Origin of the sequence: Paenibacillus thalictri (assembly GCF_004307995.1) — a bacterium.
In the GTDB taxonomy this organism is placed as follows: Bacteria; Bacillota; Bacilli; order Paenibacillales; family NBRC-103111; genus Paenibacillus_AF; species Paenibacillus_AF thalictri.
In genome coordinates, this window is the sequence record NZ_SIRE01000027.1 from 52668 (window position 1) to 75806 (window position 23139).

19 protein-coding genes are annotated in these 23139 nt (G+C 52.5%); 7 read left to right on the forward strand and 12 right to left on the reverse strand.

Translation table 11 applies throughout. From position 1 onward, the window contains the following. Positions 1-82: 82 nt before the first annotated feature. Positions 83-1075, reverse strand: a complete 993-nt coding sequence (locus EYB31_RS31035; protein WP_131017378.1) for a hypothetical protein — start codon at positions 1073-1075, stop codon at positions 83-85. A 257-nt stretch (positions 1076-1332) separates the two neighbouring features. Here EYB31_RS31035 and EYB31_RS31040 point away from each other — a divergent pair, with 257 nt between their 5' ends. Then, on the forward strand, positions 1333-2298 hold the full coding sequence (locus EYB31_RS31040; RefSeq protein ID WP_131017379.1) for an aldolase catalytic domain-containing protein: 966 nt from the start codon (positions 1333-1335) through the stop codon (positions 2296-2298). A 95-nt stretch (positions 2299-2393) separates the two neighbouring features. On the opposite strand, the gene trxA is transcribed toward EYB31_RS31040, so the two are convergent. The 8 genes from trxA to coxB form a co-directional block, all read right to left on the reverse strand. Beyond that, positions 2394-2717 (reverse strand): thioredoxin, encoded by a 324-nt coding sequence (gene trxA / locus EYB31_RS31045; RefSeq protein ID WP_131017380.1) that lies wholly within the window; start codon positions 2715-2717, stop codon positions 2394-2396. After that, positions 2689-3090, reverse strand: coding sequence for a MerR family transcriptional regulator (locus EYB31_RS31050; RefSeq protein ID WP_131017381.1), 402 nt, complete (start codon positions 3088-3090; stop codon positions 2689-2691). Before EYB31_RS31050 ends, trxA begins: the two co-directional genes overlap by 29 nt. Before the next feature lie 164 nt (positions 3091-3254). Then, a complete protein-coding gene (locus EYB31_RS31055) occupies positions 3255-3710 on the reverse strand; it encodes a DUF420 domain-containing protein (RefSeq protein ID WP_131017382.1) in 456 nt (151 codons plus the stop codon). 90 nt (positions 3711-3800) lie between these two features. Then, positions 3801-4715: a cytochrome c oxidase assembly protein gene (locus EYB31_RS31060; protein WP_240763064.1), complete on the reverse strand. Its 915-nt coding sequence runs from the start codon at positions 4713-4715 to the stop codon at positions 3801-3803. 182 nt (positions 4716-4897) lie between these two features. After that, positions 4898-5218 carry a cytochrome C oxidase subunit IV family protein gene (locus EYB31_RS31065; protein WP_131017383.1) on the reverse strand — a complete coding sequence of 107 codons (321 nt, stop codon included), beginning with the start codon at positions 5216-5218 and terminating at the stop codon, positions 4898-4900. Position 5219: 1 nt separating this feature from the next. Continuing rightward, a complete protein-coding gene (locus tag EYB31_RS31070) occupies positions 5220-5837 on the reverse strand; it encodes a cytochrome (ubi)quinol oxidase subunit III (RefSeq protein ID WP_131017384.1) in 618 nt (205 codons plus the stop codon). Continuing rightward, positions 5837-7648, reverse strand: coding sequence for a cytochrome c oxidase subunit I (ctaD, locus tag EYB31_RS31075; protein WP_131017434.1), 1812 nt, complete (start codon positions 7646-7648; stop codon positions 5837-5839). Before ctaD ends, EYB31_RS31070 begins: the two co-directional genes overlap by 1 nt. A gap of 69 nt (positions 7649-7717) precedes the next feature. Further along, the gene (gene coxB / locus EYB31_RS31080; RefSeq protein ID WP_131017385.1) at positions 7718-8725 is read right to left on the reverse strand and encodes a cytochrome c oxidase subunit II; all 1008 of its coding nucleotides are present in this window, start codon (positions 8723-8725) and stop codon (positions 7718-7720) included. A 309-nt stretch (positions 8726-9034) separates the two neighbouring features. Here coxB and EYB31_RS31085 point away from each other — a divergent pair, with 309 nt between their 5' ends. From EYB31_RS31085 to EYB31_RS31100, 4 genes are all read left to right on the forward strand, one after another. After that, entirely contained in the window at positions 9035-9730 is a 696-nt protein-coding gene (locus tag EYB31_RS31085) for a YhcN/YlaJ family sporulation lipoprotein (RefSeq protein ID WP_131017386.1), read from the forward strand. A 136-nt stretch (positions 9731-9866) separates the two neighbouring features. Continuing rightward, positions 9867-11771 (forward strand): DEAD/DEAH box helicase, encoded by a 1905-nt coding sequence (locus EYB31_RS31090; RefSeq protein WP_131017387.1) that lies wholly within the window; start codon positions 9867-9869, stop codon positions 11769-11771. Between the two features lie 250 nt (positions 11772-12021). Continuing rightward, positions 12022-12609 (forward strand): guanylate kinase, encoded by a 588-nt coding sequence (locus tag EYB31_RS31095; RefSeq protein ID WP_131017388.1) that lies wholly within the window; start codon positions 12022-12024, stop codon positions 12607-12609. Positions 12610-12799: 190 nt separating this feature from the next. Continuing rightward, on the forward strand, positions 12800-13960 hold the full coding sequence (locus tag EYB31_RS31100; protein WP_131017389.1) for a conserved virulence factor C family protein: 1161 nt from the start codon (positions 12800-12802) through the stop codon (positions 13958-13960). 943 nt (positions 13961-14903) lie between these two features. On the opposite strand, the gene EYB31_RS41045 is transcribed toward EYB31_RS31100, so the two are convergent. After that, entirely contained in the window at positions 14904-16091 is a 1188-nt protein-coding gene (locus EYB31_RS41045) for an MBL fold metallo-hydrolase (RefSeq protein WP_240763066.1), read from the reverse strand. 261 nt (positions 16092-16352) lie between these two features. On the opposite strand from EYB31_RS41045, the gene EYB31_RS31110 reads away from it, so the two are divergent. Further along, on the forward strand, positions 16353-18458 hold the full coding sequence (locus tag EYB31_RS31110) for a stalk domain-containing protein (protein ID WP_165452705.1): 2106 nt from the start codon (positions 16353-16355) through the stop codon (positions 18456-18458). A 54-nt stretch (positions 18459-18512) separates the two neighbouring features. Then, entirely contained in the window at positions 18513-20480 is a 1968-nt protein-coding gene (locus EYB31_RS31115; RefSeq protein WP_131017391.1) for an S-layer homology domain-containing protein, read from the forward strand. Positions 20481-20624: 144 nt separating this feature from the next. Here EYB31_RS31115 and EYB31_RS31120 read toward each other — a convergent pair whose 3' ends face one another. Together EYB31_RS31120 and EYB31_RS31125 are read right to left on the reverse strand one after the other, a co-directional pair. After that, complete coding sequence (locus EYB31_RS31120) at positions 20625-22004, reverse strand: sulfatase family protein (RefSeq protein WP_131017392.1); 1380 nt, start codon at positions 22002-22004, stop codon at positions 20625-20627. A gap of 112 nt (positions 22005-22116) precedes the next feature. Then, positions 22117-23055: an ABC transporter permease gene (locus tag EYB31_RS31125; RefSeq protein ID WP_240763068.1), complete on the reverse strand. Its 939-nt coding sequence runs from the start codon at positions 23053-23055 to the stop codon at positions 22117-22119. Between the last annotated feature and the right edge of the window lie 84 nt (positions 23056-23139).

The window sequence follows — 23139 nt, forward strand, 5'->3', positions numbered from 1 at the left end:
CACCGCATGTCATCCGGGTCAACGCCAAATAAAAATCCCCTTAGGCACCGTATCGAGCTAATGGCCTTAAGGGGATCTATGTTTAATTTAATTCTGCCGGCTGTTTCTTTCCGCCTGGAGTTTCCTGTTTTACCCAGAGGTCGCCGTTCCAGCTGTGGATGCGAAACCAATTGTCGCCTTGCGGGCTTTGCCATTTCTCATATGCTTTCACCTTTTGCGGACTCAGCAGCCCGAAGGTGGGGTACGGCTGATGCGGGTATAAGTATTGGACTGCGGGTTCGGTCAGTGTGATTTCCTCATCCGTCTTTCGGACTCCCTCCGGCTGAGCAAACTGTTTGTTGACCCACTTCGGACCAACGCTTGTTTCGATGTGGTAGAAATCGTAATATTTCTCATACGCCTTTACCGTCTGCGCCGGAATGACCCACAGGTCCGTGTATTTTCCCAGCCTGGCCGGTTCCGGCAAGTCGCTGATCATCGTTTCCGTAGGCAGCACTACATCTTCTTCGACCTTCTCAATGTTGGTGTAATGACGGACCGATGGGGCCAGCCATTTATCACCCAACCATGTCGTTTCAATTAAATAGAGAGGAGACACTTGCGGGCTTTCGAACGCGGCTTTGGCGTGCACCGTTTGTGGTGTCAATACGGCTGCCGCGTCGTCATTAGCGAACGGCTCATCGTATATCGATGCCCCGTCGGGCAGCCATATATGAGTGTCGAGCAATTTTACGGCGCCGATCTTCGACCTGTGCAGCCTCATCCATTGCGGTCCCAGCCATGTCGTCTCGATTTGAACCCACCTTTTCTCTTCGTCCGGATGGGTCGGATCGTAACTCCGAGCATACCATTCTTTCTCCGCTCCGACAGTAATCACATCTTGTGGAGATAACGTTGCCGACGGCTTCAGCGAGGCATCCGGCTTATTATAAATCGGCGTTTCCTCAAACAAAGTAATCACCTTGGGGAGGTCAGGCGGACCTTTTAATGGGGGTAAAGCCGCTGATCCCGTGCCGCTTGATACGCCGGCACTTATTCCTAACAACATGACGGCGCATAAAACCAATTTGTTCATAGCGTTTGCCACCTCCATATTTTACCTGCATATGCTTATACCCCGTTTGTTTTGTAAAAGTTTCTTTAATTTTCAATATCGTGTCATTTTGACGATTGATTTTTGTCCTTATTATCATTTATCATGAATTAAATGATTGACAAGTTGAGAAATATATGACAGTATGTAAAAAAGACACTTTACCGCTGAAAAGCTAAAAAGCTAAAAAGCCCGAAAGTGCAAATAGGGATGTTCAGTCCGAAGGGAGCAGCAGCATTATGGTTAGAGAAAATCATAACATTTTAGATTGTACGATTCGCGACGGGGGATTAGTTAATAATTGGGACTTTAGCGTTCAGTTTGTTAAGGACATATATTATGGCCTTAGCGAAGCCGGCGTTGAATATATGGAAATCGGTTATAAAAACTCTGCCAAGCTGCTGAAAGGCGCTGACGCAGGTCCATGGCGCTTTCTGAACGAAGATTTCCTGAAAGAAGTCATCTCGAAGAAAACCGACACGAAGCTGTCCGCGCTTGTTGATATCGGCCGCGTTGACGAGAACGATATTTTGCCTCGCGAACAAAGCATGCTCGATTTGATCCGCGTTGCTTGCTACATTAAAGATGTGGACAAAGCGCTTGATCTGGTCGAGAAATTCAATGGCTACGGCTACGAAACTTCCATTAACATCATGGCGCTGTCGCATGTCATGGAAAACGAGCTTGCCGAAGCGCTTGAGGAAATTAACAAAAGCAAAGTCGATGTTGTCTACATCGTAGACTCCTACGGCAGCTTGTACCATAAAGACATTGATTACCTGGTTGCCAAGTTCCAGCGTTTGTGCCCGGATAAGCAGCTTGGCGTGCATATGCACAACAACATGCAGCTTGCTTTCGCCAACACGATCGTCGGCGCGCAAAACGGCGTGAAATTCCTTGATACGTCCGTATATGGCATGGGCCGCGCGGCGGGCAACTGTCCGACCGAGCTGATTGTCAGCCATCTGAAGCATCCGAAATATGAAGTACGTCCGGTACTCGACATTATCGAACGCCATATGGTTGCTATGCGTGAGAAATGGGAGTGGGGCTACAACATTCCTTACATGGTAGCCGGCGTGCTGAACGAACATCCACGCGCCGCCATGGCTCTTCGCAGCTCTGACGAAAGAGACAGATATGTTGATTTCTACGACAGACTGACATCGCCGGAAGTCATGCCAACCAATCATCACTCCGACTAAACCTGCTTAAGCCGAAGAACCTTGTTCTTCGGCTTTTTTTTACATCTCTTCCTTATAGAGCCTCCGTTGCAGACTTCCACTCCGCTCCCCGTCGATTAAACGGCCGTATACTTGCTCAATAAGCTTGTATATACTTCCTTCGGACGTAAGCCGACCAGCTTTTCCACCGCTTCTCCACCCTTGAATATAACCACCGTTGGCATCGACATGATTCCATAACGCGCGGCCGATTCCGGAGATTCGTCCACATTCACTTTCATCACCGACAACCGCTCGCCATATTCGCCGTCCAACTCCTCCAATATCGGCAGCAGCGCCTTGCAAGGCGGGCACCAATTTGCTGTAAAATCAACCATCGTGACTTCGGATTCGCGAATACCTGTTTCCAAATCAGCATCGTTTACATATTGCACCGTCATTTTGCTCATCCTCCCGTATTAGCGGATTCTCCAAATGAATGGAACGAATGCGCTCTTCCAAATTGGCTTTGATCCTCGTTAACAATCCAATCTGTTGGTCCAATTCGCTTAATTTCTGATGATACACGGGAAGCACCTCCCGGCAAAATGCCTCCTTGTTCATCAACACACACTGCAGAAATCCTGCTATTTGTTCCGTAGTCAGACCAAGATCCAAATAAAACCGGATCGTTCGTACCTGCTCCACCACCAGCTGATTATAGCTGCGGTAACCATTGTCCTCGCGTACTGAGTGAATCAAACCCTGCTGCTCGTAATAGCGCAGCGAACGGACGCTTACGCCGGTTAAATGTGATAATTCGCCAATCTTCAAGAGCGTGCACAACTCCCTCCGATGTTTGGTAATGTTATTATAAACGCTGACATTAACGTCAGGGTCAACACATTTTTTATCGATGATGCAAAAAAACCATCAGCTCCGTATCAGCTCATGGTTTGTCGAATCATTTTGATAAGTTGTTTATTTATGCTTGTCCATTACCAGCCCATAATGGCGTCAATCACCGGTTTCGTGTCCCCGCCCGGGTACATGATATACAGCAGCACATAAACGACCACCCCGGTCGGAGCTGTCAGCAGCCACATCACCGCTGTCCAGCGGCCGATCTTTTTGTGCTTGGCGAATCTGGCGTTAAACGCATGAAGCAGCGTAACAATGCCAAATACACCGGCAGTGGTAGCAAGCATAATATGGCACAACAAAAAGATAAGGTACGCGGTCTTGATGTTTTCCGGCCCGCCAAAGGAGGTATTGCCGACAAATATCGTTCTGCCTACATACAACAGGAAAAACAGAAGTGCCGACGCTGCGCCCCAAAGCATTAATTTTCGATGGGTCGCCCGGTTTCCTTTCAAGATATGATACCAGCCAAAACCAACAAACGTTGCGCTGATGACGATTAACAACGTACAAATCGTTGGCAGCAAATGCATATAAAACACCACCTGTCCTGTAAATTCCCTCAATTAGCAGTTGTTAACCTTTAATCGCAACAACTGCTACGGGACATAAACAACAGCTTGTTATGCTTGATTTAGATTTCCTGGCCCGGACAAAGCGGCATTCCGGCTATCAGACTGCGGTACGGCATCGAGATCTTCGTTGTCCTGTTTTCGCTCCAGCCGGTACCAACGGAAAAAGCTGTACGCCAGAGCAATCGCATAAACGAATTCCTGTACAATTTTCATAATAACGCCACCAAGCTGTTGATCCTGAATCGGCGTCATCATCCACATCATTTCAGGGGGAACATCCTTGTACATATCGTACATTACATCGCTTGCGAAAATAATGAGAGCACATGCGGGAGTCAGCAGTATGCCGTTAATGAAAATGTAACCCATTTTCTTTAATCCGGACATACGGTTGTATTCGGGCATCGGCCCAAATATCGGGAACCACAGCTGAAATGCCGATATTAAAAACAATGCGTTATATGCGATCAGCCAACTTTCGTGAGCCATCAGCGCATTCATAATCATCGGAATATGATAAAACGAAAAGACCATATTAAATACCAGAATCCCCATCAGCGGCGAAGTCCATAACTTCATTAGAAGATGCGCCCAGCGCTGCTTAAACAACGGCCGCAGCAGCCATGCGGGAAGCCCAAGTATAACCAAGATCGGGGCGATCAAGTACAATATGGACTGTTGAAGCATATGCATGCTGAACATATAGTGATGGCCATAATAGCTGATCGGACTTCCGTTAGCGGAATAAATCAAGGCCAAGCCGCAAATAAAATAGAACTTTTGCATCCATTTCACGGGCTCTGAACCCTCAAAGCGGTCTCTCCAATCACCTATTAACGCCATATATAACACAGCGATCACGATCAGCAGCAGCGCTAGTCCCGGGCTCCACAATTCCGCCCACGACGGGCCCGATGCGCCGGACATGTGCCCCATATGCTCCGATTGAGCCAAATGCAACATAGATACAAACCCCTTTCTTTGTAGGTTGTTCAAAAAATCTACTTAACGAAGTATTTCAAGATAAAGATTCGTATACTTTGTGAAAATTATTGCAAATTCGCCTAAAAAGAAGAGGCTTTTCGAATGGAAAAGCCTCCAGCTAGTTGAAATTTTCAATGATATAAGAGGCTTGGGGCCTCAAATTACCACCACAGCCACCATACAGCCATCGCTACCGCGGTTAATGCGATAATGAAGCCAAACATGATGCCGATAATCGGGAACAGGTGTCCCTTGTCTTTCATATGCATCCAATAAGTCAATTGAAACACGGCCTGAATCAAGGCAAGACCTACTAGAAACATCAGAATAAACGATCTGTCCAATTCTCCGTACAAAACAACGGCAAAAGCGAGCATTGTCAGCAGAATGGAAATAATATACGCCAGGTAGTGATTGCGCGGGCCTTCTTCACGTGGGTGTTGTCCAGCCGCGTTTGTGTCCGAATGGTGTTCACTTACCATCTTAGTGACCCACCTTCCCCATAAGATACACTACTGTAAAGATGAAAATCCAAACTACGTCGACAAAGTGCCAATACAAGCCGGCTACATAATATTTAGGAGCCGTTACGACCGTTAAGCCCTTCTTCATCCCTTGAAGAATAAGAAGCGAGATCCACAATACACCAAACAATACGTGAGCGCCGTGGAAACCGACCAATGTGTAGAAGGAAGTACCAAACGCGCTGCTTGTAAATTTGTGGCCTTCATGCACGTATTCGTTAAACTCGAAAATTTCAAGGCCAAGGAAAGCAAGACCAAACAATACGGTAATGAGCATCCAGAAGTTGAGCATTTTCAAGTTGCCGCGATGCAAAGCCATTGTGCCGAATACGCTGGTCAGGGAGCTGGTAAGCAAGATAAATGTCGACCAGCCCACTGTAGTAAGGTTAAACAGTTCCGCTCCGGTCGGTCCTTCCGGAACCTGATTGCGAAGAGCGATAAAAGAAGCGAACAAACATCCGAACAATACGCATTCGCCGCCAAGGAAGAGCCAAAAACCAGTGACTTTATTTTTGCCTTCCAGCGTGGCGGTTTCCGGATGATGCGGAAGCGCTCCACCGTGATGTGCTTGAGCCATTAGGACTTAACCCCCTTGTCTTCTAGCTCTTCGGGTTCGATATGGAAGCCATGATCGTCATATACGGATCTCAAGAACATGGAGCCCAGCATGAGCACGCCGCCGATGCCGGAAACAACATAGTGATGGTACATAAATCCGTAACCCGCAATAAAAAATCCAAGAGACAACACAAACGGCAAGATCGATGGAGATGGCATATGAATCGAACCAATTGGCTCGGCCGGAGTCATCTCTTTGTTGCCGGCTACTTTCTCTTTAAAGAAAGCGTCTAAACCGCGAACAAGCGGAGTTTGTTTAAAGTTGTATTCCGGCGGAGGAGAAGGAATCGTCCACTCCAGCGTCCGTCCGTCCCAAGGGTCGGCAACTGCGTTAGCAGGTTTCGCCCAGGAAGCTGCGATATTGATCAAGAAGATGATAAAACCGATACCCATGCCGAAAGCGCCGATGGAACTGATTAAGTTCCCCACGTCAAGATCCTGATTCGGCAAGTAGGTGAACACCCGTCTAGGCATCCCCATCAGTCCGAGGAAATGCTGCGGGAAGAATGTCAGATGGAAGCCGATAAAGAACGTCCAGAAGTGCCATTTACCAAGCGTTTCGCTCAACATGCGACCAAACATTTTTGGCCACCAGTAGTAGCAACCCGCGAACAAGGCAAGCACCAAGCCACCGACGATAACGTAGTGGAAATGCGCTACGACGAAATACGAATCGTGATATTGGAAGTCTGCCGCAGGTACCGCAAGCATAACCCCAGTGACGCCACCCATAACAAATGTCGGGATGAAAGCTGTCGCCCACAGGTTAGCCGTTGTAAAGCGGATCGAACCGCCCCACAGCGTAAACAGCCAGTTAAAGATTTTGACACCGGTCGGAACTGCAATCGCCATCGTTGCGATACCGAAGATCGCATTGGCCACAGGACCGATCCCGTCCGTAAACATATGGTGAACCCAAACCATGAAACCAAGGAAACCGATCAGTGCGGTTGCGAATACCATCGAGCTGTATCCGAACAAACGCTTATTGGAGAACGTGCTGACGACATCGGAAATGATACCGAAAGCCGGAAGGATCAAGATATAGACTTCGGGGTGCCCGAAGATCCAGAATAAATGCTGCCATAACATCGGGTTACCGCCGCGTCCCACATCGAAGAAGGCGCCGCCGAAGATCCGGTCAAACATCAATTCGACAAGACCTACTGTGATAACCGGGAAAGCGAACAAGATGAGAGCCGAAGTGATAAAGGAAGCCCATGTGAACATCGGCATTCTCATGAAAGTCATGCCAGGTGCACGCATGTTAATAATCGTTACCAGGAAGTTAATGCCGCCGATCAATGTTCCCGCACCCGCAATCTGCAGACCGAGCACATAGAAATCGACGCCGTGGTATGCGCTGTTAGGATCCTGCAAGGATGCGAGCGGAGAATACGCCGTCCAACCGGCAGCAGGAGCGCCGCCAAGAAACCATCCTGTGTTCAGCAGTACACCGCCGAAGAAAAACAACCAGAAACCAAGCGCGTTTACAAAAGGAAACGCAACGTCGCGCGCGCCGATTTGCAGTGGGATAACGGCGTTCATGAAGGCGAAGATAGCCGGCATCGCCGCCAAGAAAATCATTGTTGTTCCGTGCATTGTCGTCAACTGATTAAACGTGTCGCCGACAAAAATGTGCTGATCTGGATACATCAGCTGAACCCGGATCAGAATCGCTTCCAGACCGCCGAAGATGAAGAAAAGTCCGCCAGCCAATAAATACAGGATGGCTATCTTCTTATGGTCAACGGTAGTAAGCCAATCCATCAACCCGCTGTAACGTTTTACAGTGTGTGAGTGTGACAACGTATGTACCTCCTTTGGTCAAGATGTTTGTTACTTAAGGGAATCCAGATATTTCACGATGCTGTTGATTTGGTCATCCTTAAGGGTGGCACCAAATGCAGGCATTTTGTTGCCCGGTTTTTCCGCTTGCGGATCTTTAATCCATTTCACAATGTTCTCATCGGTATGGGCCAAAATGCCGGCTACCATCTCGCGAGACGCAAATCCGTTCAAGTTAGGTCCCATGCCAAGTCCTTGTGGACTTACCGCGTGGCAGGACATGCAGTTGTCTTTAAACAGCTGCTCGCCAGCTTTGGCATCGGCCGGAACGACAGCAGGCGTCTTCATTTTGTTGACCCATTTGTCGAAATCGGCTTGTTCCAAAGATTTCACTTTAAAGTCCATTAGGGCGTGGGACGCACCGCAAAGCTCCGCACACTTCCCTTTGAACGTGTCGACTTCGTCGGCTTGGAGATACAGCACGTTCGTGTTGCTTCCCGGGTTCGTATCAATCTTGCCGCCCAGAGACGGTACCCAGAAAGAGTGAAGCACGTCGGCAGAAGTAAGCTCAAACGCCACTTTCTTGCCTTTCGGAATAACCAGATCCTGCGCTGTAGCGATGCCAAGCTCCGGATACTCAAACTGCCACCAGAAAGCGTGAGCCGTTACTTTGACATGTACGGCATCTTTGTCTCCGATGTGGTTTTCAGAAAGCTTGAACGTATAAGCTACGGTTGGTACCGCAAGAACAACCAGCAGGATAATCGGAATGACTGTCCAGACAATCTCCAATACGTGGTTGCCTTCCACTTGCTTCGGAATCGTGTTGTCGCCTTTCTTCTTCCGAAAGCGCATCAGTACGTATATGTACAGTACGATAACGATCAGCACGACCACCATCATGATGCCTAATGACAATTTCATCAAAAACAGCTGATCCCGTGCGACCGGACCTCTTGGCTTCAAGGCGGATAACGTGTCTTGTCCGCACCCAGTCAAAAGGAACATCATCACCGAAAACAGCGGGATGAAACGCCATATTTTTTGCCATCGACTCATTCTCATAACCCCACCTTACAAACCCATATTTTTCGAACAAAAGGTCATATCTTGTCAATGAACCTAATCACCATATTAACTATAAATTCGCAATATCTTTTTGTCAATGAATCTGGGGAAGTTCACAAATTGTTCTCAAACCCTGAAAATCCTGTGATTTAGGTCACCGTTTCAGCATATTGCCTATCTTGGTTATTTCCATAAATAAGCCCTTTTATGCAAATTAGACTGTCCTGCTTTCACATGAATAATCGTCTCAAAATGAAGAATCCTATGAACAGACTTGTTACTTAAGAAGGGGGAATTCATATGCGTTTCATACGTCATACGGCGCAGCTCGTTTGCCTCGGCGCACTGGTCGCCTTGATCGGCTGCGGCACGGTGAAAGACGGCTTGAGCGAAGACAATTTCGGAAGCAAGAAAACCGCCGATCCGCAGCTCACGAGCCGGGCTTATCAAACTCAGCAGCAGGCGACGTCCGTCTCCCATAACTACAGCAAGCTCGAAATGAGTCAATATTTATCCGATCAGGTGCAGAACATCAACGGAGTCAACAGCAGCATCGTTATGCTTGCCGATAACAATGCTTTTGTTGCGCTTATGATTGACGACACCGCCAGCGGTACGCATGGCTCCACGCCGAAAGGCCGCAGCGGCGGCTACTCCGGTGAAACCAACAATGCCGGATTGGTACGCGGTCTGTACAATGCCAACAATCCAATGGATGATAATTACGATCCCAATCAGCTGAATCTTGGCGCCAACAGCTACGAAACGGTTAAGCACCATGAATATTTGTCCCACCCGTTTAAACAAACGATCGCCGAGACGATACGCAGCAAGCAGCCGACCGTCCATGATGTATACATTTCCGCTAACCGCGACTTTCTGAATCAGCTGAACATGTATGCGCAGGAGGCCTGGAAGGGCAACTCTCTTCAAGCGTACCTCCCCGACTTTAACGCCTCGGTCACGAAAATATTCGGGACTGAACCGAAGCCGTAACGGACATCTGCAAAAAACGCTTCTATAATAGATGGGCAGACGCAGCAATTGCGATCTGCCTGTTCTTTTGCTGCAGGTTGCTGTACAATGGGTTTCATCCCCTCATACGAATAGTTTGAAAATAGGAGTATATAATATGAAGCAAAACTTTTTATCACTTGGAATTGGAGCCGTTTTTTCAGACGCTCTGAAGACTTCGGGCATCACGGAACCGACGCCGGTTCAACAGGAAACGATACCGCTTGTGATGAGCGGTCATGATGTCATCGCCGAAGCGCAAACCGGTACGGGCAAAACGCTGGCGTTCGTACTGCCGATCCTGGAGAAGATCGACACCGCCAAAGACGAAGTGCAGGCCTTGATTATGACGCCGACACGGGAACTCGCCATCCAAATCACCAATGAACTGAAAAAGCTGGCTCCGCTCTCCGGTGCCAGGGTGCTTGCCGCTTACGGCGGTCAGGATGTGGAACGGCAGATCCGCAAATTGGACGGAGCTGTACATATTGTCGTGGGCACACCGGGACGGCTTGCCGACCATTTGAAAAGAGGCGCCATTCATTTCGGCAAGCTGGCGTTTCTCGTGTTGGACGAAGCGGATCAGATGCTGAATATGGGTTTCCTGTCCGATGTGGAAAACATTATTACGCAAAGCACGAGCCGCAGGCAGACCTTGCTCTTCTCTGCAACGATGCCCGCCGGCGTAAAAAATTTGGCCAAGCGTTTTATGAAGGCTCCGCGGCAGGTGTCACTTCCCGGCAAACGCATTACGCTGGAGGAAATCGAACAAACCGTTGTGCGTACGCCGGCGAATAAGAAAACCGATGCGTTATGCGAGCTGATCGACCGGCACAATCCTTATTTGGCCATGGTGTTCTGCCGGACCAAAACCGATGCGGCGGCGCTGACCGCCGAGCTCATTAAGCGGGGTTATGAAGCGGATGACCTGCATGGCGATTTGACGCAAGCCAAACGTGAGCAAGTGATGAAGCGATTCCGCGAAGCCAAGATTCAGCTGCTTGTTGCGACCGACATCGCGGCCCGCGGCATCGATGTAGAAGGCATCACGCATATTTACAGCTTCGACATCCCTCACGACGCCGAAACGTACATTCACCGGATCGGCCGTACCGGGCGGGCGGGTCAGCATGGAGCGGCATTTACCCTGATGACCGATCAAGAGCAGCGTTATTTGGACTTGATAGAAAAAGGCATTAAGATGAAGCTTCGCAAAGTGCGGCCGAACGGTGAAGCGGAGCCGCAAGCGCCAGCCCGGACACGGCAGGATGCTACAGGCAAACCTTCACCCAGAACCGGCGGACAAGGCCGCGGCGGTGAGCAACGCGCTGCCGGAAGAGCTCCCGGAGGACGCGGACGGCGAGCAACGTCTGGATCGTCCCGCGAATCTTACGCGGAAAAATCGAACCGCGGCAGAACGTCCGGTGCTGCTGAGGAGCGCCGCGGCGGCTTCAGATCGAATGGGACAGCCGGGGCCGGCGGGGCCGGAGAGTCTTTGGACGGACCACGCACGGCAAGCCGAAATGCCGGCTCTGGACGTAGAACCTCCAATACAGGGGGGACTGGACGCGGCGGCGGGCGGAATACGGCCGAATCCGGCATCAGTGGACGCGCCGGGCGGAGCTTTGATGAGGCCAAAAGCGCAGGACGCGGTGGACGGAATACCGACGAATCCAGCATCAGCGGACGTGCCGGGCGGAGCTTTGATGAGGCCAAAAGTGCAGGACGCGGTGGACGGAATACCGGCGAATCCAGCATCAGCGGACGCGCAGGGCGGAGCTTTGATGAGGCCAAAAGCGCGGGACGCGGTGGACGGAATACCGGCGAATCCGGCATCAGCGGACGCGCCGGGCGGAGCTTTGATGAGGCCAAAAGTGCAGGACGAGGTGGACGGAATACGGGCGCGCCTGGAAATACCGCACGTGGCGGACGGAGTTCCGACGATGCCGGGAACCCGGGACGCAGCGGTCCGGGTAGGAACCATTCGGGTACGGCTGGACGCGGGAAACGCCGAGGGAGATAGGAGAACTTGGAAGCAATGTTAAAGCTTCACTTTACCTGTCAAGGCAAAACATGTAAAATATAATAGTAGGCCTGCCGTTCTCCCCTTCTTCGGGCCGACCGTCAGGTACTCCTGTGTTTCTCGCACCTTCCCTCTTAGGCAGATGTCTCGCACCTTATAAGTTCAAGTTCATCTCGCCATCCGTGTTAGTTCTTTCTCATGAAGTATTCGAACTACAATCTATTGCCATTATATGAATAGGAGGGATTCGATGTACGAACTGAAGGACCAAGAAATGATTTTCGTTTTTACCGGACCCAACGGTGCCGGACGCAGAACGGTAGCAGAAATGTCGGGGACCACGCTTGGCATCAAGCAGGTGCTCTCTTATACGACCAGACCGCCGCGGCCCGGTGAAGTCGACGGGGAGGATTATCACTTTATTTCCGGAGAAGCTTTTATTGAAGCGGACCGCCGCCAAGAGTTTATGGAAGTCATTGAGATCGACGGTTTTATGTACGGGATCAAGGATTCCGACTTGGCCGAGATGATCCAAGCCGGCAATGCCATTTACGTGGTGCTTAACAGGTACGGCGCGGAAATGCTGAAACAGCTCTATGGAAAAAATGTCGTGCGCATCTCCATATACGCCGACCGCGAAACGATATTGGCCCGTCAAAGGGATCGCGGGGATTCGGCTTTGATGATCGAGCGATATATGTCCCATTATGATGAAGAGATGGCTTACCGCTCGGAATGTGAGCATGCCTTCGAAAATATTGATTCGGCGCATACGATGTTTGATTTGACCAAAATTTTGGACGGTTATTTAAACCGCAACCTGCTCGATCTGGACTAAAGCGAACAAGACTGCCGGGACCCGCACGGGTGCTGCCGGCAGTCTTTTCGTTTCTGCGGTTTGGCTGTCCCAGCAAAGCTTCATCGCTTGGGCAGTGCCTCACAGGCAGACATTGCCTTTGCCGTTATACACCTTTGTCCCGCGAGCTTGAAGCCGGCCGATCAAGTCATACTTTACAGGAGGGTATACGATGCGGATTCACTCTATTGAACCGACGCCAAGTCCAAACACGATGAAAATTAACGTTGACGAAAAAATTCCGGACGGTGTGCGGGTTACCTATACGGCCGACACCTCCGCGAAAGCGCCGGCGTATATTCGCAAGCTGCTCGGTATTTCCGGCGTGGCCAGCGTCTACCGCGCCGCCGATTTTATCGCCGTGGACCGTACGGCTAAAGCGGACTGGCAGGCCATCCTCGCCGGCGTCAGGGAAGCGCTGGGCGGAGACAATGCCGCAGGCGGTCCGGCCGCCGCGGGAGATGCCGGTACCGAAGCCGATGCCGCCGGATTCGGCGAGGTGACCGTGCTGCTGCAGACGTTCCGCGGCATTCCGCTGCAGGTGCGCGTCAGCCTTGGCACCGAGCAGCAGCGGGCGGCGCTGCCGGAGCGGTTCTCGCAAGCGGCCGTGCAAGCCGGCACCGCTGCGCCGAACCTGATCAAGGAGCGCCAGCTCGAGGAGCTCGGCGTCCGCTATGGAGAACTGCGCGACGTGCTGGACGCCGTCGTGCAGGAGATCGACGCCGCGTACGACCCGCCGCGGCTGGAAGAGCTGGTGCGGCTGGCGATGGCCGCGCCGACGCAAGAAGCCGTCGCCGCGCCGCCGGAGCGGCGGGAGCTGTCCGCGGCCGAGGTCGCGGAGCGCTTCGCGAGCGCCGACTGGAAGCAGCGCTATGCCGCGCTGCGGCAGATGCGGCCCGCGGCCGATAAGCTGCCGCTGCTGGAGCGCGCGCTCGGCGACGCGAACGCCTCGGTGCGGCGGCTCGCAGCGGTATACCTCGGGGACCTCAAGTCCCCCGAGGCGGTGACGCTGCTCTGCCGCGCGCTCGAGGACGATGCCGCGGCGGTGCGGCGCACGGTCGGCGACACGCTGTCGGACATCGGCGATCCCGCCGCCATCCCGGCGATGGTGCGCGCCCTCTCCGACCCGAGCAAAATCGTGCGCTGGCGGGCGGCCCGCTTCCTGTTCGAGGTCGGCGACGACACGGCGCTTCCCGCATTGCGCGCCGCCGAGAACGATCCGGAGTTCGAGATCAGCATGCAGATCAAGATGGCGGTGGAGCGCATCGAAGGCGGCCATGAAGCGGAAGGTTCCGTCTGGCAGCAGATGACACGCCGCGATCGTTCGAAATAACGCATGTTAACGGCGTTTCCAGGGGCATCCACCCGGAAGCGCCATTTTTTTTCATTTGGTCACCTTTCTTGGCATGGCAAGGTTCTCAATCCACCGCCGCTTTATAGCAGATCGATCCTGATTTAACATTACCATTCAGGTAGTTGATGGGCGGTTACACCTGATTCGCTTTAACGAACCTCGCTCGGGGACTTTTAATTCATTACGCATAGCCCACTGCCCCCTCTAAACGGACATGACCTGATCATTCATTGCGCACATGCCAATATGAGGTCAGCCTCCCCGCCTCTCTTACGGACATGATTGTTATTTCGTTGCGCATATCTCAATATGCGATCGGGCTGCTCCCTCTTACGGACATGATTGTTAATTCATTGCGCATATCCCAGTATACGATCAGCCTGCCCCTCTTACGGACATGAGCGCCGCAATTTAAACAAAATCAGAGGTTTGCCAAGCGTAACGGACACAGGGGTCCTTATTTTGCCTATCACCTATGGTTTCCCTGAGTTTTTGAGCGAATAAGTGCGTCTCTGTCCGTTAAAAAAGCAAAACTCGACTTTTTTGCCAAATAAGCGCACTCCTGTCCGTCAGAATTGGGCCGTGACGGTTCGTAGGTTAATGGTCTTCAGAACTGCCATTCGGCGGCCATCTCATATTGTCCTGATGAAATCGCAAAGGCACAGTACTGACTGTAAGCCCTGTCCATTAGCCATATTAACTGAAATTACGGATCGTGCTACTAGTATACGTTGGCGCCGACTATTCTTGGAGCCTGGCTCGGGCGCAGACCTAAGAACATCATTGCTCCACGCGCACGAACCACCGGGGGCGGCACCGCGTGGCGGTCGGCCACACCATCGGTGACGGCACGGCGCGACGGTCGGTGGCTACACCGGTGGCGGCACCCCGTGACGGTCGGTCGCTCAACCGTCCTCTCTCCTCAAAAGCGCAGCGTTTCTCCCAACGCCGGTACAAGCAGGCGCTCCGCCGGCAGTCCCCTTCGCTGCCATTCGGCATACAGCCGGTCCAGCGCTTCCTTCGGCGTATCGTCAGCCAGCCGGAACGCGCCGTAATGCATCGGAATCATGACCTCTCCGTTCGCATCAAGGAAAGCCTGCACCGCTTCCTCCGGGGTGACGTGCTGCAGCGCCATAAACCACTCCGGCTCGTAAGCGCCGATCGGCATCAGGGTATAATCCGGCTTGAACCGTTCGCCGATCAGCCCAAATCCGCGGAAATATCCGCTGTCCCCGGCGAAATAGATCGTTTGCTTGCCTGCGCTGTCTTCCCCTTTCCTGCTCTCGCCGGCTTGCGTAAGCCCTGCTGGTTTTGCTCCCTGGCTGCGGCCGCCTGCCTCCCCCGCTTCCTCCGCTGTCTGCCCATTCCGTTTCGCGTAATCCGGTTCGGCTGACTTCCAGCCGCCGTCATCCACTCGCCCAGTTCCTTCTACCGATAAGCTGCTCCCGCTCCGCAGTTCCGCTTCCTTAAGGTTGTTACCCGATTCTGCTCCCACTCCCGACGCTCCGTCGTCGCCGGACTTCTCCAGCACCCAGCCGCCCCAATGCGAGTTGTTGGTATCCCACAACGTTCTTCTTGTCCAATGCTGGGCCGGCACAAAATGAAACTCAACTCCGCCGGCGCGGGTTGTCCCCCACCATTGCAGCTCTTCGACGCGGCGGAAGCCTTTTTTTCGCAATGACTCGGAGAGTCCGGCCGGCACTAGCAGCATCGGCTCGCCGGAAGGCTGCCGCCGCAGCGATGATAAAGTTTTCATATGCATATGGTCATAATGGCTGTGCGATAACAGCACCACATCGATCGGCGGCAGCTCGGCCAACGTAAGCCCCGGAGCGGAAAGTCTTTTTTGAAACCCCATGCTCTCCGCCCATACCGGATCGGTTAACACGTTCAAACCGCCGATCTGAAGCAGGAACGTCGAATGACCGATCCATGTAATGGACATTTCCGACCGGTTCTGGCGCAGCCAGCCGATTTGCTTGGTTTTCGCGGACGGGACGACATACGATAAATCTTTCTTTTTGGCCTTGCGTTCTTTACGCCATTTCCGCAAATCTGCAAACGATTTGTTGACCCATTCGATATCCATATTGCCGTATTTATGACTCACATTTATCCCTCCACCCGCCGGTTTGTGCACTTTTTATATCTTTTCCTATGTTCGGGGCCACTGCATCAGGGGTTTGCAGCTCGAAATATTCCTTTATCAAGGCTTAACTTAACAAGGATCGGAAAATCAAATACCCATGGTCCCTGCTTCCAAAACAAGCCCCTATCTCATGTGATGGCCCGGTATCTATTATTCTCTCATATTCCGCGAAAATACGAAAACTGCTATAATGGAAGAAATGAAATTAGGGAGAGAGCACTATTGACTTTCAAATGGGCCATCGCTATAATAGCGGCTTTATCGTTATCCTCAGCCCTGCCCTCCGTCGCTTCCGCTGCACAATCTACCTCCCCCCAGGTCGTTTTTAACGGTGAAGTCATCTTCTTCGAACAGACGCCTTTCATGCAAGGAGAAACGTTATATGTGCCGATGCGGTCTTTTCTGGAAAAGCTGGGTTTCGAGGTTGCCTGGGAGGCGTCAGCCGGTTCGGTTACCGCAACCAATAAAGAGTTGAAGCTGGAATTCAGACCGGGCAGCGCTATCGTGCTTGTCAACGGCATCGTCACAGATATCGGGTATGTCACCCTTTCCAAAGAAGACTCCTTATGGATCCCGCTGCAGCCGCTCATTACCTTAATCGGCGGGCGTACCGTGTGGAATCCATTGTCGCAAACCGTTTACGTCAAACCCGATTTGGCGACCTATATTATAAACGTGCTGCAAAATGAAGCCGACCGGCTCACCTACGAGGGCGACACGCGATTTGCTCTAAAGCAAGGTGCCGGCAAACTGTTCTTGGACGGACAGCTGTGGTATGAAGGACTGTTTACAGATAACCAGCTTGACGGAGTCGGACAAATTTATGAGAACGGGCGGCTTTTATACGACGGGACATTTCAAAACAATATGCCCAGCGGCAGCGGCACTTTAACTTATTCGAACGGAGATACATATACCGGACAATTTGCCGGCGGCAAACCGCAAGGCAGCGGCACTTACTCCATCAGAGGCAAGATCGCCTATTCCGGCGACTGGAAAGACGGGACGATGGACGGCTTCGGCAGACTGTACACAAGCGACGGCAAATCGGCGTTTGAGGGCGGCTTTGTCCGCAACCAGCGAACCGGCTACGGTGTCAGCTTTAACGAAAACGGCAACAAGTCTTACGAGGGCAATTGGAAAAACGGCCTGAAAGACGGGCAAGGCAAATCGTTCGATAAGGACGGCAAAATCGAATATGAAGGCGGCTGGAAAAACGATAAAAAAGAGGGTTCCGGCACGACCTACATGCATTACGCTGGCAATTTCTTGACTACCTCGGGTGAAAAAGTGCTCAATACGGTCAGCGAACCCGCTATCGAAATCCAAAAAGTCCGCTACGTCGGCGACAGGCTGCTGAGCTCCGAGGATAAATTCGTTTACCGCGGACCGCAATCCGGCGACGGCCTGCCCCACGGTTTGGGCGAGCTGTTGAGGTCGACTTCCAGATCGGCTACCGAAAAGGGGGTTATTAGAAATAACCAGATCTATTACGAAGGTGATTTTGTCTACGGCGAAATGACGGGACGTGGGATCCTTTACGATAACAGCGGTAATCCGGTCTATGAGGGTGAAATGGTGAAAGGCGTCCGCCAAGGGCAAGGCATTCTTTACACCGGAGGTGTTGTGTATTACGAAGGCGGCTGGTATGAAGGCAAGGAAAGCGGAACCGGACGAATCTACAAATATGACAGTGAATTCACCGGGCCCGATTTCGCAGGACGTGCCGGAGTGTACATGTTCGAAGGCCAATACACGGCTGGCAAGCTGGTGAAAAACGGAAATATTTATAAATACTACGGACCTTTCTCGGGAGGCAAAGCGGAGGGCTTCGGACATATTGTGCTGCTTTACGATTTGGACAGCGAAACGAGACCGTCGCTGCCGCTGCTGGAGAAAACGGAAGGCAAGCTGCTGTACGAAGGCGACTTCAAGAACGGCCTGCGCGAAGGCAAAGGCAAGCAATACAAGGACTACCAGCTTGTCTACGACGGCGACTATAAGAAAGGCGTCAAAGAGGGCACCGGCAAATATTATGAGAACAGCACCGTATATGAAGGACCGTTCGTCAACGATGTTCGTTCCGGCAAAGGCATCGTGACCAACCGTTACGGCAGCAAAATTTACGAAGGCGAATACAAAAACGATATGAAAAACGGCTATGGCAAGCAATATGACGATTTCGGCAAGTTGGCGTACGAAGGCGAATTCAAAAGCGATCTTCGCCACGGCTATGGCAAGCTTTATAATTCGGACGGCGAAACAACGTATTATGAAGGCGAATTCCGCGAGGATAAGCTTTTGGCCGACTGGCTCAGAGACAGATAAACCGGCGGGCGCCATGCCCGCTAACGTTTTTTTCAATTGGATGGAGGAATTGACGTGAACAGCAAGACCGTCGTTTATATCGTTTTGTTCGCTTTTTGTTTACTTGCCGGAACGATGGGCTTTTGCGGCATCGACGGTCCTAACAAGTCGTCCGTTGTCAACCCGCTTGCTGCCGGCACGGTCTCTGCGGCCACTTACAGCAGTCAGGACAGTACCTCGCTGCTGAACTCCCTTGCGCTTAGCGTTTCGGGAGCGGATTTGACTCCGGGGTTCAGCCCTACCCAATATGCTTATTCGGCAACGGTCGACTATTCGGTAGACAAGCTCAATATCAACGCAACGGCGGAAAATCCGGCCGCTAGAGTGCTGATTAGCGGTTCGGAAACCAACTCGTATCCTGCTGCATTAAACGTCGGCAAAAATACGTTCCAGATCGTGGTGACCTCCCCCGATAAATCGAGTATCTCAACGTATACGATCGTCATCACCCGCAGTCTCGCTTCCGCAGACAGCTATCTCAGCGGATTGTCGGTAAACACCGGCCGCCTGGATCATAGCTTCGAACGCGACCGGTTTGAATATTTGGTCATCGTGGACCACTCTGTGGATTATCTCTATATCTCCGCGGCGGCTTCCAACATCAACTCCAAAATTTCGGCGGGCAGCAACTCGGTGACCGGATCGGGGATGTTCCGGAACATCGACAAGCTGACAGACGGAGAAACCTTGATAAACATCACCGTCACCTCCGAAGACGGCACATCCCAGGTATATAAAATTACCATCCGCCGGGGAACGGAAGTTATCGTCACCTCAGGCAGCCAGACGGCTTCCGCCGGTCTCGATTATGTCTCCCCCGCAGCCCAAACGGAATCCAAAGACGAAAACTCGGGTTCCGTGCTGAACGTCAAAGCTTCGGCCGATGATATCAAAACGGCGCTGGGCAACCCGTCGGTTTCCAGAGCCGTTATCGACGCTACCAGCTATTCCGCGATCGGCAAAACGGTTGTGACGTTAACCGGCAGTCTGTTGAAAGCCGCTGCGGACAAAAACAAAGCGATCGTGATTCAGACCAACAAGACATCTTTGGAGCTGCCGCCGGGTTCGGTCACCGTTTCCGCCGATGACGAAGAATTCAAATGGACGATCCGAGACATGGAAAACGGCGAAGCCGCCCTGTTAGCCAGACCCGCAGGGGTGGTTTCCGTACCGGCCGCCGTTGACATTACTTTATTCAAAAACGGAGTGCAGGTACCACAGCCGAACAAGCCGCTTCCTATTTCCATCAAAGCGGATCCTACGAAATACAAAAACGCAAGCAAGCTGGGAGCCTATGGATACAATGCTTCCAAAGGCGTTTGGGAATATATCGGCGGCACGATCAACTCCGACGGCGCCATACTGTTCACCATCGACCGGTATGCCAATTATGCCATCATGGAATATGCCGCTTCTTTTAGGGACACCGCAGGGCATTGGGCTGAATCTTACATTCAAGCGCTGGAGGCCAAACATATCGCAAGCGGAGTATCCGACCAGTTGTTTGCCCCGGATGCCAACATTACGCGTGCGGAGTTTGCGGCTTTGCTCGTTCGGGCGCTCAATGTGAATGTTCCGGAAAAAAGCGGATTTAACGATGTTCCTTCCGATGCCTGGTATCGCAGCGAAGTCGGCAAAGCTTACGCCGCCAAGCTGATCGACGGAATCGGCGAGAACACCTTCGCTCCAAATCAGACGATAACACGGGAACAGATGGCGGTGATGATGATTCGCGCCTATTCTTTCAAGACAGGCGTCCGGGTGCAGGACATGGTTAGCCCCCGCGAATCAAAATATACCGACGAGAGTGCCGCCTCCGATTGGGCCCGTCGCAGCATTCGGCTTACCGACGCCGCGGAATTGATGAACGGTAACCCGGACGGGACGTTCCAGCCTCAAGAGCGGGCCACGCGCGCGCAAGCCATCGCGGTGCTGAGCCGCTTGCTCGACCGCACGGCAGCGGCGGCCCCTTCGTCGCGATAACGCCGCACACTCCTGCGGCGATTTTGGGAAACAGGTGCCTGCTTTGTGCTATTGAGGGCGCTCATCCTCTACCTACAAAGCGGCATTGATAACAAAAATAACCTTGACCCGCGTCTTTGCCGAGCGGCCAAGGTTATTTTGCGCTCACAGCTTCTTGCGCACTTCAGCGATGTCCAGCCTTCGCTGCGAGCCAGGGCGGCTTGGAGCGGCGACAATTGCCGGGACGGCTTCACCGGCCTGCTGCATGCGGCGAAGCAACCGTCCCTTCAACTCTTCCGCCACGCCGTGAAACGACTCGACTCCGACAAGATTGTTCAGCTCGTAAGGATCCGCCTGCAAATCGTATAAAAATTCCTCTGTGTATACATCCGAACCGGCATCGTTCCAGCCATCTTTCTCCGGCGCGGAAACGCTGTATTTCCAGCGAGGCGTGCGCACAGCTCGGGCGACTTGGCTTTCGCTGATTTGCAGAAACGCTTCCTCCGGCCATTCGGTTCGTTCACCGCGAACCAGTGGCATAACGGATCGTCCCTGCATGCGCTCCGGCACTTCAAGGCCTGCCGCATCAAGCAGCGTCGGCGGCAAGTCGATCAAGCTGACCATCTCGCGGATTTGCCCGCGGTGCCGGAAGCCCGGACCCCATACCGCCGTCGGGACACGAATCGAACTTTCGTGACAGGAACGCTTGTATTCTCCGTTGCGTGTCTTGAAATGGCAGCCATGATCCGAGGTGAACAAGATGATCGTATCCTCCAGCATGTTCAGGCTTTTCAGCGCGTCCATCAGCCTCCCAAGCGCTTCATCCAGCCGTTTGACCATGCCGTAATAGCCGCCCAGGTGCTGTGGCGCGGTCCCTCCAAGCGCCGCCAAATCCGGCGGTGTCCAGCGTCCCGTATACATCTCGGCATAACCGTCCGGCGCCGGATAATCGTCCCGATGATTTTGATGATGCGGCTCCAGGTACGACAGGAACAGGAAAAACGGCTCGTGCCGGTGCGCATCTATATATCGGATAGCCGCATCGGTCTGCGCATCTACCCGGTAACCCGGCAGCTTGACCTCTTTCATATCGTTGTCATACAGCACGGTATCGTAAGCGTCTGAGGAAAACTCCAGCAGGTTGGCGGCAAGCCAATATTCATATCCGCCCCGCTCGTTTTCCGGGACCGGCTCTTGCCCCGCCAAATGCCATTTGCCAATATACCCGGTGGTGTATCCGGCTGCCTTGAAATCATGGGCCAGCGTCGGCTCGTCCTCCGGCAGCGGAATGCCGTTGCGATAGCAGCCGCTGGCGGTAGCATACCGCCCGGTTTGCAAACAGGAGCGGGCAGGCCCGCAGACCGGCTGACACGTAAACGAGTGAAACAGATGTGTCCCTTCTCTGGCAATCCGGTCGAAATTCGGCGTCAGCTGCAGCGGATTGCCGTGCGCGCCGGTCGTATCCCAGCGCTGCTGGTCGGTAAAAAACACAATCACATTCGGCTGGTCTTTCCCATCGTTACGATTTTCTGTTGCTTCGCTCATTGCGATTCCTCCCTGTTCTCGGCACGTCGCCCAAACCCGGAGGCGGCATAACTCCGGACTTCTGCCGCTTAAGCCCGCCTCCCGGCGGCGCACTTTCCTCCGTTATTTCACTTTACCATAATCCGCTGCCGCCGAGCCGCCTGGCCGCCCAATTAGAGAACAGCAGCATCATCAATCCTACAACCGACTGAAACAACCCGGCAGCGGCGGCAAGCGGATATCTCCCCATCGTCAGTCCGACGCGGTACACGTATGTATCCAAGATGTCAGCTACATTGTAAACCAGCGGATTGTACAAAATAAACACCTGATCGAAACCCGCCGACAAAATATGTCCGGTACGCAAAATAAGCAGGATAACAATCGTGGAAGCGATAGCCGGCAGCGTCACATATTTGACCATCTGCAGCCGGTTGGCCCCGTCCATCCGGGCGGCCTCGTAGAGCTCGGGGTTAATCCCGGCGATCGCCGCCAAAAAAATGACCGTGCCCCAGCCCGCTTCCTTCCAAATGTTCGACCATACAAGCAGCGAGCGAAAATGCTCGGGTTGCATCACCGGCGACTTCTCAAAGCCAAGCAGCGCCAATATGCCGTTGCTCGGCGACAGCAGCGTAAACATCATCCCGCCCAGCACTACCCACGAAAGAAAATGCGGAAAATAAACGATCGTTTGAATAATCCGTTTGAACGTGCCGTTCAGCACCTCGTTGAGCAGCAAGGCCAGCACGATTGGGGCCGGAAAACCAAATATCAGCTTATAGAAGCTGATGATGATCGTATTTTGAAAAGCGGTCCAGAAATCGTCCGTCTGAAACAACATACGGAACCATTTCAGTCCCGCCCAAGCGCTGTCCATAATGCCGACAGACAATTTATAGTCTTTAAAAGCGATCAATATCCCGGCCATCGGCACATACTTAAACACTAGAAAATAAACAAGGCCGGGGAACAAAAGCAAATAATGATACTTATACCGTTTTACGTTTCGGATGAGCCTGCCGGTCCGGACTTTGCCCATTCCGGACGATGCAAGCGCAGCTGGCTGTCCCATCGTTTCAACCTCCGTTGTCATTCAATTCCGCTCATGCCATCCGTGCCGTTTCTAACAGCTTCATCCTGCATTTGGCCTGCGGCA